The organism is Nostoc cf. edaphicum LEGE 07299, assembly GCF_015207245.1.
Lineage (GTDB): Bacteria > Cyanobacteriota > Cyanobacteriia > Cyanobacteriales > Nostocaceae > Nostoc > Nostoc edaphicum_B.
In genome coordinates, this window is the sequence record NZ_JADEXF010000075.1 from 1 (window position 1) to 9152 (window position 9152).

A 9152-nucleotide genomic window follows, 5' to 3' on the forward strand; every position below is an offset into this window, starting at 1 on the left:
AGTAAGAGGGAAAAGAGAGAAATAAAAATTTGATTTACCAATCATTGTTAGCTTGATACACTACTCGTGGGCTATCGCAAAAGTTTTGATAGGTGAATCAGTTTTTAAATTTTTCTTCTTTATTTTTTAACTTTGCGCTCTTTGCGTCCTTTGCAGTTCGTTCTCTTAATCTTTCAAATTTAATGGGACAGACCACTAGTTTGTAATTTTAAATTCTACAAAGAGTGAGGAGTTATGATTTTCATAACTCCTCACTCTTTACTTTTTACTTGCTGAGAAATCCACTGCAAGTAGGCTTGAGAACCGGCAACAATTGGTAAAGCAATAATTTCTGGCACTTCATAGGAATGAAGTTCTTTAATTTTGGCCTCCATTGCCGAAAATTGCGCCAAATCAGTTTTAATCACTAATTGCCATTCTTGCTCTTTATGCAGTTCCCCTTGCCAGGTGTAAATTGAGTGGATTGGTAACAGACTCACACAAGCCGCGAGTTTAGCTTCCACAAGGGCATTTGCAATTGCTTCTGCCTCCTGTATGTTGCCAGCCGTCACCAATACCACATCATAGCCAGCAGGTGTTTCCATGACCTCTAAACCGTCGCAGACAAAGAATAGACCTGACCATCAATCAGCAGTCGGGTGATGCCCTTAGCTTGCAAATGAGTCCGAGCCTTATGGAGCATTTTACTATCAGGAACTTTAATCACGCGATCGCGTTTAGTAGAAAAACGCTTGGCGACGCGATGGTTATCAAACACCGGCAGAGTTCTTTGCTGGGTTTCCAGGCTGGGAATTTGTCCCAAATCACCAAAGTCCTTCAGAGGTCGCGTAATTAATTCCGAGGAACGGTCAATCACCAAATAGCAAGTTTTGGGCAAATTGGCTATCGACAGTGGTAATACTTCAACTGATGCTTCACCTGGTCTTCTTCTTGTAACTAAAGGTCTTTGCTCATCCAGGTCATCATCATCAAAGTCTTCTTCCTCAAAGTCATCATCTTCTAAATCATCATCTTCTAAATCGTCCAAATCCTCTGATTCATCTAGCAAATCTTCGCCCAGCATCTGCGCGATGACAGCCGCTCCTGGATGCTCATTCTTTAGCGGTGGGATGGGGATGCTGACTATTTCCGGCAGCTTTGGCTCTGGAGTTTCTAATTTCTCTGTAACTCGGAGCTTTGGTTTTTCCGTCGCCGAGGGGCGTCGCCGCACCCGTCTACTAGCAGCGAGTGACTCCGCCGTTTCCTCTGAGTAAAGTTCCTGTTCTACATGAATTACCCGACGTGGCAGTGGCTCAACCTTTGGTACTTCTACAGGCGGGGTTTCGATGGGTGGAACCTCTATCTCCGGCTCTGGTTGAGTCAGCAGTGGTAACTGCTCGTAGTTTACCTGCGCCCTACCCTCAGGAGTTCTCGCAGCCCGCTTTAAGGAGACTAAGTATTCATACTCATCTTCTGGCAAAGTGCTTTTGAGCAGACGACTAATTGTCGAATTACTCACACCATAGCGGTCTGCCAAAGTTGAGGTTGTTTCGGCAGTTTCTCGATATAACTTAAGAATTTCTTGCTTGTCAGAATCTGTTAATTTTCTCACGGTAGATACCAAAAATCTTTACTAAGCTCGTTTTCGTCCACTGGTACGGCGCGTTCGTCTTAGTGATGCGTCATATTCTAAGACAGCGCCCATACCAAATAACACTCCACTAAACACCCAAAACACTTCTAATATCTCTCCACTTTGATAATTGGGGCCTTGGGCATATTTAAACCACATATCTGCAATGTAAAGCGAAAAGGCCGCAGCTGCAATCATTCGCCAAGACTGGGAAACTCTTCCCCCCCAAAAGGCTAGTAGCAGGGTGGTAGCAATAATTAACAAAACCACATCGCTAACTACGTAAAACCAATTCAAAATAGCGACTAGCAGTTCTGAGGGTGTTTCCTGTTGCATAGAAATCCACCATGCTAACAAACTACCGAACACTGCAATTGCTAACACAATTAGCCACTGCCATTTTTCCAGATTGATTCGCCTGGAAGCCACAGCTAAAATCATGCCTGCGCCAAGTAATAGATAACTAAGTACAAAAAATATATCGCCTACAGACACATCCGGTTCATCTTTTAAAACTATTTCGGTATAGCCGAAAATTATCCCCCCAATGAAATAGGAAAGCATACCTAGCCCAATTAAGAGCCAAACATTCCGGCCACTGACGATTTGCTGACTCAGCCAGTTCCTCAAGCATAAGATACCGGCACCCAAATAAGCTAAAGCTTCAAAAATATTTGTGCCAATCACATACCACTCGGCTCGGCTTTCTATGCCATCTGCTCCGGGAACTTTGGCACTAAACAACAAAAAGTATAGCAGTGCCAGTACGGCCCAGCCAATATTAGCTAAGACAATGTTCTGAGTGTTGAAAATGGATTTAGAAAAGAACGAATTCTCGTAAGAGTTATTCATAAAACTTGACTATGTAGATGCTCTCTGGCAGTATTTTGATTTAAAGGACTGTATATCTAGCAGTGTGTTTGCTAAGTAATGCACAATAGGACACCAAAAACAAGTGCCATTGGTAGGAATTTTGTTACTGCCATAGTTTACCCAGTGGCGATTGATTTAGCCAAGTGATAAACAGCGATCGCTCGGCTTCTGGCATATCTTCTAGCTTATAAATCACTTGTTTGGTAAAATTGGCGTTGCCAAAATAGCCTTTTCCTAATCGATGCAGTTCTTGTAACAGGATTACTACATGATTTTCTTGCCAATCAGGTATTTTAGCTGTCGGTAACGGATTAGTAGATACCAAATATTTAACTGCTTCTAGGGAAGATGCTTGGGGAAATTGTTTCTGCTTGAACACTTCGGCAATATCTTTTTCAAATAATGCAGCTTGCCTAGCACCTAAAAACTCTTCAATGTCGATAGAAACACCCTGTAACAGCAAAATACTGGCTTGGATTAAAATCGCCGTTTTGCCATGACTACCTGTGTCACCATCCAGTTGCTCTAAACGGATTTTACCCCAAACACTAAACCGTTCGGGTTCTTCCAGTAAAACACAGGCTTTACCTCGGTTATCCGTCAATTCTCTCCATAAGGCTCTAGCTTCTTCTTCTTGACTAGCTTTGAAAACACTAATCAAGCGAAAAGTCTGCCCTTGATAACTGAGAATCGGCACCTGCTGATCCTTTTTTGGGTGCTGAATGCTTGATATTTCAACATCCTGCCGTTTGAGAATAAACATGGCACTAGCAAATAACTCCTCACAGGGGCACTCTTAATATGGAATATATAATGGCATTTGGCAGTATCGGCAAGGCTGAAATTACCTAGCATACTGTGGAAATGGGTCTAGCGATCGCCAGTTCTTTCCCGAAGGTAGCCGCCCATAGGAGGGTGGCGTTAACAGGCAAATAACCCTTTGACAACTCAATATATCTAAACCAATACTCCATCTGTTTCGTTTTCGGTGTAGATTAACTAACTAGCGACTAGCATCTTAGCCTTGCTAGTAGTAAATCTGCAATTTTCGATTGCTTCTTGGTAGGTGAACACGATATAATATTGCAGATGACTCCTTCGGGAGCCATTATTTTGTTTTGGGCGCGTAGCTCAGTGGATAGAGCAATTGCCTTCTAAGCAATCGGTCGCAGGTTCGAACCCTGCCGCGCTCGTTTTAACTTAATATGTACCCTCAAGCACTGTGAAGTGATACGATCATTTCCACGTTTGTGGGTTCGTTATTGCTGCACCATACTAAGAACAAGGGCGATATTGCTGCTACAAAAGCAATGGCTGATCTAACCCTTAAAGGTTATTTAGTCCTCACGCCACTTGTTTGTGAACATTTACCTTTTGATTTTGTTGTCTACAAAGACGATAAATTTTACAAAATACAAGCTAAATACGCGGGAGATAACAGGGTAGTAAATAAAACTATTTGGGTAGATAAAAATGGGACTCATCAGAAGAAGTACAAAGTAAATGACTTTGACTTTTATGCTGTTTATCTGCCTGATATAGATAAAGTTGTTTATCCATCAATTAACTTTGATGGTTGCTACATAACTACTCAGATACCTAATTCAGCTACACCGTTTTACTGGTGGGAGGATTTTACAGACTTTACTGAAGCAGCGTCTAAGCAAACCTACAAGGAGTTTGGCGTTGATTTAACAACTAGAAAGATTAACCCAGACTCTAGAATTCATACCAGAAAAGTTGAAAGACCATCTAAAGAAGAACTAGAAAAACTAGTTTGGGAAAAGCCAACCGCACAAATTGGTAGAGGTTTTGGCGTGTCTGATAAGGCTGTAGAAAAGTGGTGTAAGGCTTATGGGATAGAAAAGCCACCTAGAGGGTATTGGGTTAAAAAAGCTTATGGTAAAATAGAAGGACAGTTAATAACCCATGACAAAGGTTGAACTCGTGACCACATCTTTAATAAAAATGTGAGTTGTACTAGGATAATACTCACTTGATACCCAAAATTTTGGATTTATAGCGAACTCATAGTCAAAATATCAAGTAAGGGAATCAGTTTTCTCAGCTTCAAGTCCCTATATAAAGCTGAAACCCTTAACTTTATGTTGATTGTTCTGTAAATTTAAAAAGCCCGTGACGAGGATTGAACTCGTGACCTCACCCTTACCAAGGGTGTGCTCTACCACTGAGCCACACGGGCAAAATATAACTTCGGTTTTTTAGTTGTAAGTTACAATGCTGGGAGCTTTGCTCTTAACCCAGTCATTATAACTTATAACTTCGTAAGTGGTGGGCCGGGCTGGATTTGAACCAGCGTAGGCGCTAGCCAACGGATTTACAGTCCGTCTCCATTAACCACTCGGACACCGACCCGATTTGTCTCACGATTTAAAATCTTAGCACCATGTTTTATAAATAGCAAGGGATTAGGAAAAATAACTTGCAGGTAGAGATCGCAACAAAACTGCGTCTCTACCATCGGGATAGAAAATACTGGTTACACGCTCATTTCCAGCATTCGCTGCATTGGTCGCAGTGCAGCAAGGCGAATATCCTCTGACATGGTAATTTCGGGAGTACGATTTTTCATTGCCCAGTAGAGCTTTTCTAAGGTGTTTAGCCGCATAAAGGGACATTCGTTACAAGCACAGTTATTCATCGGCGGCGCAGGAATAAAATGCTTGTCAGGAGCTAATTTTTGCATTTGATGAATGATTCCCGGCTCCGTAGCAACGATAAATTCTTTGGTGGGGCTGTTTTGGCAATACTTGAGTAAGGCGGCTGTGGAGCCAATAAAACTGGCGTGGCGCAATACACTACTTTCACATTCTGGGTGTGCGATCGCCTCTGCTTCGGGATGGGCAATTTTTAACTGGACAATTTTCTTTTCCGAAAAAGTTTCATGGACAACACAGCTACCTTGCCATAGCACCAAATCTCGTCCCGTCTGTTCCATGACATACCGCCCCAAATTCCGATCTGGGGCAAAAATAATCGGCTGTTCTTTCGGTATCTGCTGCACAATTTTCACAGCGTTGGAACTAGTACAAATAATATCGCTCATCGCCTTGATATCAGCAGAACAGTTGATGTAAGACACCACCAAATGATCTGGATGTGCTGCTTTAAAAGCTGCAAACGCCTCTGGTGGACAACTATCTGCTAAAGAACAACCAGCATCCAAATCTGGTAGAAGTACTAATTTATCGGGATTAAGTATCTTTGCTGTTTCTGCCATGAAGTGAACACCAGCAAAGACGATCGCATCCGCATTGGTTTTTTCGGCGGCTCTTGCCAGTTGTAATGAATCCCCAATAAAGTCTGCAATATCCTGAATATCTGGCTCTTGATAATAATGTGCCAGGATAACGGCGTTGAGTTCTTTTTTGAGACTCTGAATCGCGGCAAACAAATCTAGTGGTAGTTCACCCAGTTGGGTGTTTTCTCGTTGAGCTAGTGCAGTGGTAAACACAGTTTAGGGGTGCTTTATGTTGCAAATGTATGTCCTGTGGATTCAATTATAGTAGTTTTTACCAAAAATAGTGGACGGTTGATATTTTGGGGTTGTGTCCAAATCGGGTTGAGTTTCATATCCTGGAGATAGACGGCAAGGAAAGTGGCATGACCAGTCAGAAAACTCAATCGATAAACCTCAAAATTGCTGTAGTTGGAGATATTCACGACCAATGGGAAGTGGAAGATGGCGTTGCACTCAAGCATTTGGGTGTTGACTTAGTGCTGTTTGTCGGGGATTTTGGCAATGAATCGGTGGAAGTGGTCAGAGCGATCGCATCTCTCGATATTCCCAAAGCAGCCGTGATGGGCAACCACGATGCCTGGTACACCGCCACCGAATGGGGACGCAAAAAGGCTCCTTATGACCGCTCTAAGGAAGACTGGGTACAGGAACAACTCGATTTATTAGGTTCGTCCCATGTTGGTTACGGTAAGCTGGATTTTCCCGCTTGGAATTTAACTGTAGTCGGGGGTCGTCCCTTTACTTGGGGTGGCCCAGAGTGGAAATTCGCGGAAATCTGTAAAGAACGTTACGGTGTGACGAGTTTGGAAGAATCCGCCGATCGCATCTTCAAAGCAGTTAAAAGCGCCGCTTACGAGACAATTATATTTTTGGGTCACAATGGGCCTAGTGGGTTAGGCGATCGCCCCGAAGACCCCTGCGGCAAAGACTGGCACCCAATTGGCGGCGACTTTGGCGATCCAGATTTGGGCGAGGCGATTTCTCAAGCCTTAACTGCTGGTAAAACCATTCCTCTGGTGACATTTGGTCACATGCACCGAGATTTACGCCATACCAAGAAGGTGCAGCGCAAGCCCATCTTTAGAAGTCCAGAGGGGACAATTTACTTAAATGCAGCTAGTGTCCCCAGGATTGTGGAAAATGACAGCGAGAAGTTGCGTAATTTTTCCATTGTCACCCTAGAGGCGGGTGTGGTTTCGCAAGTTTCCCTAATTTGGGTGGGCAATGACTTTCAGGTGGCACAGGAGGAAATTTTGTACGAGCGATCGCGCATTGTGTCGTAGACATTCGCATCCAGTAGTGCAATCTGCGTAGATAATAGGGTATAGTATTATCTGTCAAGTTTAGTGCTAACCAACAAAAGCGCCTGAATAGCGTCTGAAACTAGGATAAACACAAGTTTGACAGATTTACTGGAGAGGTGGCAGAGTGGTCGATTGCGTCCGACTTGAAATCGGATGAGGCTAAAACCTCCGGGAGTTCGAATCTCCCCCTCTCCGTTGAATGAATGTTGTTATCAAGTAGTACACCTGTTTTGCATCTACAATATATCCAAATAGATGCAAAAACAGTATTTGATTAACTACTGATGAAAAATCTAAATATTAAAGAAGAAGCCCGCAAATTGATTGACAAGTTGCCAGAAAATTCCACATGGGATGATTTGATGTACCAAATTTATGTTCGGCAAACCGTTGAAGCTGGACTAGAGGATAGCAAAGCTAGTAATGTTATTTCTGTACAAGAAGTGCGGAAAAAATTGGGCTGTCAGAGTTAACGCTCAAGCCTTTCCTTCTCCGTTGAGTTTTTCATGAATGAGTGAAGATGGAACGCTGGCGTTCGTGTTTACCTTTGTTTCACAAACCAAAGTAATTAGTTATTTAAACATATCAAAAATAGTCTGATTTAATCCTATATGAGGGTTAAATGCTGGTATGGGATTGGTGATTTGTGCATATATACTTAGCAGTAATTCTGGGTCAACCACAGGTAAATTGTTACTCAAAATATGAGAATTTCTTGTAACTATCAACACTGGTTGACCTTGGTACAACACGATAGGAGGATTGAGGCAGTAAATATTGTAAGGACTGTACACGCCATATTGACTACCATATAATCCATAGGAATTCCGAATGCTGTATATACTATAGGAACTGCCATAGATACCATGAGGATTACTAATAGAGTTTTGGTCGTATAGATTACTTGATAAAACGCCTAAAAATTGTCCATCAGCAGCCCATAATTGAGCTACACCATTTACGGAAACGAGAAAATCTACAATTGACATAGGTTTTTACAATAAAAACTTATTTTCTCCAGCTTCATCCCCTAAGAGTGCCAACAACCTCAGCAAAAATGCGTAATTTGTGGATCTGGTAGTGTAGTAAGTAATATTTTTATCGGAATTAAATAGAATTTTACATAGAAAATATTGAAGCGAAAATCTGACTAACAAGTGTGATCGCTCCTCTCTCCCATTGCTTGCATTGTGCTATCATTTTGATAAAATCTACTTTGAGGTAAAGCGATGGCTACCCTTTATGTAAGAAATTTACCCGATGATTTGTATGCAAAACTGCAAGAGTTAGCGGCATCTGAACACCGTTCCATTAACGCCCAAGTTATAACTCTGTTGGAACAAGCTTTAAAAACTGAAGCACAGCAAACAGAAGAAGAAAGACGAAAGAATGTCCCAAAACTTCTAGAGGAAATCCGCCTTCGCCGTGAAAAGCTACCAACTAATATCGAATGGCCTGATAGCACTGCCATGATTAGAGAAGATCGGGACAGATGACAATTCCTCTTAGGTGCGTCGTGGATGCCAGTGTGTCCGTTAAACAATTTATTCCCGATCCGCTAACAGCCAAGGTTAATCAACTGTTTGCTCACCTTGCCTATACCCAGACAGAAATCTTTGTACCTGACCTGTTTTACATTAAGTGTGCAAACGTTTTGTGGAAGTATGCTCGTGCAGGTAGTTACGATGTTTCTCTGATTTAAGGGAATTTAGCTAGTCTCAAAGCTTTCCCCTTGCGTGTCGTCTCCACCGCTGACTTGATGGCGGATGCAGTTGCGATCGCATTAAATTATGGAATCTCCGCATACGATGGCTCTTATGTCGCACTATCACAGCAGGTAGGTGCTACTTTGCTGACTCTCGACGGCAAGCTGGTAAAGGCTTTAGCCACTTCGTCTTACAATGTTTGCTCGTTTAATGACTTCGAGGTTCCGCCGTTGGAGTCAATGTAGAAGCGATCGCCTTTCCTCACCATATATTCAACCCCAAAGCATTAAATGAGGCTAAACAAATCGATACAAACTCAGAATTGGGGAAATTAAATTTTTATCACCGACTTACTTAGTTGCAATAAAATTAGTTTGTAAAGCAGGGTATAAACC

The 9152-nt window shown here is 42.3% G+C and carries 13 protein-coding genes and 4 tRNA genes; 8 read left to right on the forward strand and 9 right to left on the reverse strand.

All coding sequences use genetic code 11. The annotated features are described in order from the left end of the window. Positions 1–251: 251 nt before the first annotated feature. From cutA to IQ229_RS03780, 4 genes are all read right to left on the reverse strand, one after another. Positions 252–584, reverse strand: coding sequence for a divalent-cation tolerance protein CutA (cutA, locus tag IQ229_RS03765; RefSeq protein ID WP_194041411.1), 333 nt, complete (start codon positions 582–584; stop codon positions 252–254). Positions 585–589: 5 nt separating this feature from the next. Next, positions 590–1591 (reverse strand): transposase, encoded by a 1002-nt coding sequence (locus tag IQ229_RS03770; RefSeq protein ID WP_194041413.1) that lies wholly within the window; start codon positions 1589–1591, stop codon positions 590–592. 21 nt (positions 1592–1612) lie between these two features. After that, positions 1613–2464 (reverse strand): hypothetical protein, encoded by an 852-nt coding sequence (locus IQ229_RS03775; protein ID WP_194041415.1) that lies wholly within the window; start codon positions 2462–2464, stop codon positions 1613–1615. 124 nt (positions 2465–2588) lie between these two features. Then, positions 2589–3248 carry an Npun_F0813 family protein gene (locus tag IQ229_RS03780; RefSeq protein WP_194041417.1) on the reverse strand — a complete coding sequence of 220 codons (660 nt, stop codon included), beginning with the start codon at positions 3246–3248 and terminating at the stop codon, positions 2589–2591. Between the two features lie 357 nt (positions 3249–3605). Here IQ229_RS03780 and IQ229_RS03785 point away from each other — a divergent pair. Together IQ229_RS03785 and IQ229_RS03790 are read left to right on the forward strand one after the other, a co-directional pair. Then, positions 3606–3678, forward strand: a tRNA-Arg gene (locus IQ229_RS03785). Positions 3679–3747: 69 nt separating this feature from the next. Next, positions 3748–4428: a group I intron-associated PD-(D/E)XK endonuclease gene (locus tag IQ229_RS03790; RefSeq protein ID WP_194041418.1), complete on the forward strand. Its 681-nt coding sequence runs from the start codon at positions 3748–3750 to the stop codon at positions 4426–4428. 188 nt (positions 4429–4616) lie between these two features. On the opposite strand, the gene IQ229_RS03795 is transcribed toward IQ229_RS03790, so the two are convergent. The 4 genes from IQ229_RS03795 to IQ229_RS03810 form a co-directional block, all read right to left on the reverse strand. Beyond that, a tRNA-Thr gene (locus IQ229_RS03795) sits at positions 4617–4688 on the reverse strand. A gap of 87 nt (positions 4689–4775) precedes the next feature. Next, positions 4776–4861, reverse strand: a tRNA-Tyr gene (locus IQ229_RS03800). Between the two features lie 124 nt (positions 4862–4985). Next, a complete protein-coding gene (gene nadA / locus IQ229_RS03805; protein WP_194041420.1) occupies positions 4986–5960 on the reverse strand; it encodes a quinolinate synthase NadA in 975 nt (324 codons plus the stop codon). A gap of 14 nt (positions 5961–5974) precedes the next feature. Beyond that, positions 5975–6130 (reverse strand): hypothetical protein, encoded by a 156-nt coding sequence (locus tag IQ229_RS03810; RefSeq protein WP_194041422.1) that lies wholly within the window; start codon positions 6128–6130, stop codon positions 5975–5977. Between IQ229_RS03810 and IQ229_RS03815 the strand changes: the two genes are divergently transcribed. The 3 genes from IQ229_RS03815 (at position 6110) to IQ229_RS03825 (ending at position 7524) form a co-directional block, all read left to right on the forward strand. Further along, a complete protein-coding gene (locus IQ229_RS03815) occupies positions 6110–7030 on the forward strand; it encodes a TIGR04168 family protein (RefSeq protein WP_194041424.1) in 921 nt (306 codons plus the stop codon). The two genes, IQ229_RS03810 and IQ229_RS03815, sit on opposite strands and share 21 nt — an antisense overlap. A gap of 131 nt (positions 7031–7161) precedes the next feature. After that, positions 7162–7246, forward strand: a tRNA-Ser gene (locus IQ229_RS03820). Between the two features lie 89 nt (positions 7247–7335). After that, a complete protein-coding gene (locus IQ229_RS03825; RefSeq protein WP_194041426.1) occupies positions 7336–7524 on the forward strand; it encodes a hypothetical protein in 189 nt (62 codons plus the stop codon). A gap of 99 nt (positions 7525–7623) precedes the next feature. Here the strand turns inward: IQ229_RS03825 and IQ229_RS03830 are convergent, their stop codons facing one another. Then, positions 7624–8040, reverse strand: a complete 417-nt coding sequence (locus IQ229_RS03830) for a hypothetical protein (protein ID WP_194041428.1) — start codon at positions 8038–8040, stop codon at positions 7624–7626. 240 nt (positions 8041–8280) lie between these two features. Here IQ229_RS03830 and IQ229_RS03835 point away from each other — a divergent pair, with 240 nt between their 5' ends. From IQ229_RS03835 to IQ229_RS23715, 3 genes are read left to right on the forward strand one after another with little or no spacing between them, the layout of a single operon-like run. After that, positions 8281–8547: a FitA-like ribbon-helix-helix domain-containing protein gene (locus IQ229_RS03835; RefSeq protein ID WP_194041430.1), complete on the forward strand. Its 267-nt coding sequence runs from the start codon at positions 8281–8283 to the stop codon at positions 8545–8547. Then, the gene (locus IQ229_RS23710; protein ID WP_228013093.1) at positions 8544–8753 is read left to right on the forward strand and encodes a type II toxin-antitoxin system VapC family toxin; all 210 of its coding nucleotides are present in this window, start codon (positions 8544–8546) and stop codon (positions 8751–8753) included. The genes IQ229_RS03835 and IQ229_RS23710 overlap by 4 nt, the downstream gene beginning before the upstream one ends. A 30-nt stretch (positions 8754–8783) precedes the next feature. Beyond that, positions 8784–9002 carry a type II toxin-antitoxin system VapC family toxin gene (locus IQ229_RS23715; RefSeq protein ID WP_228013094.1) on the forward strand — a complete coding sequence of 73 codons (219 nt, stop codon included), beginning with the start codon at positions 8784–8786 and terminating at the stop codon, positions 9000–9002. Positions 9003–9152 lie beyond the last annotated feature (150 nt).

What these genes read in the sequence shown, in the direction of transcription:
- cutA (WP_194041411.1), bottom strand. Translation starts at nt 584, where the DNA reads ATGGAAACACCTGCTGGCTATGATGTGGTATTGGTGACGGCTGGCAAC.
- IQ229_RS03775 (WP_194041415.1), bottom strand. Translation starts at nt 2,464, where the DNA reads ATGAATAACTCTTACGAGAATTCGTTCTTTTCTAAATCCATTTTCAAC.
- IQ229_RS03780 (WP_194041417.1), bottom strand. Translation starts at nt 3,248, where the DNA reads ATGTTTATTCTCAAACGGCAGGATGTTGAAATATCAAGCATTCAGCAC.
- IQ229_RS03815 (WP_194041424.1), top strand. Translation starts at nt 6,110, where the DNA reads ATGACCAGTCAGAAAACTCAATCGATAAACCTCAAAATTGCTGTAGTT.
- IQ229_RS03825 (WP_194041426.1), top strand. Translation starts at nt 7,336, where the DNA reads ATGAAAAATCTAAATATTAAAGAAGAAGCCCGCAAATTGATTGACAAG.
- IQ229_RS03830 (WP_194041428.1), bottom strand. Translation starts at nt 8,040, where the DNA reads ATGTCAATTGTAGATTTTCTCGTTTCCGTAAATGGTGTAGCTCAATTA.
- IQ229_RS03835 (WP_194041430.1), top strand. Translation starts at nt 8,281, where the DNA reads ATGGCTACCCTTTATGTAAGAAATTTACCCGATGATTTGTATGCAAAA.
- IQ229_RS23710 (WP_228013093.1), top strand. Translation starts at nt 8,544, where the DNA reads ATGACAATTCCTCTTAGGTGCGTCGTGGATGCCAGTGTGTCCGTTAAA.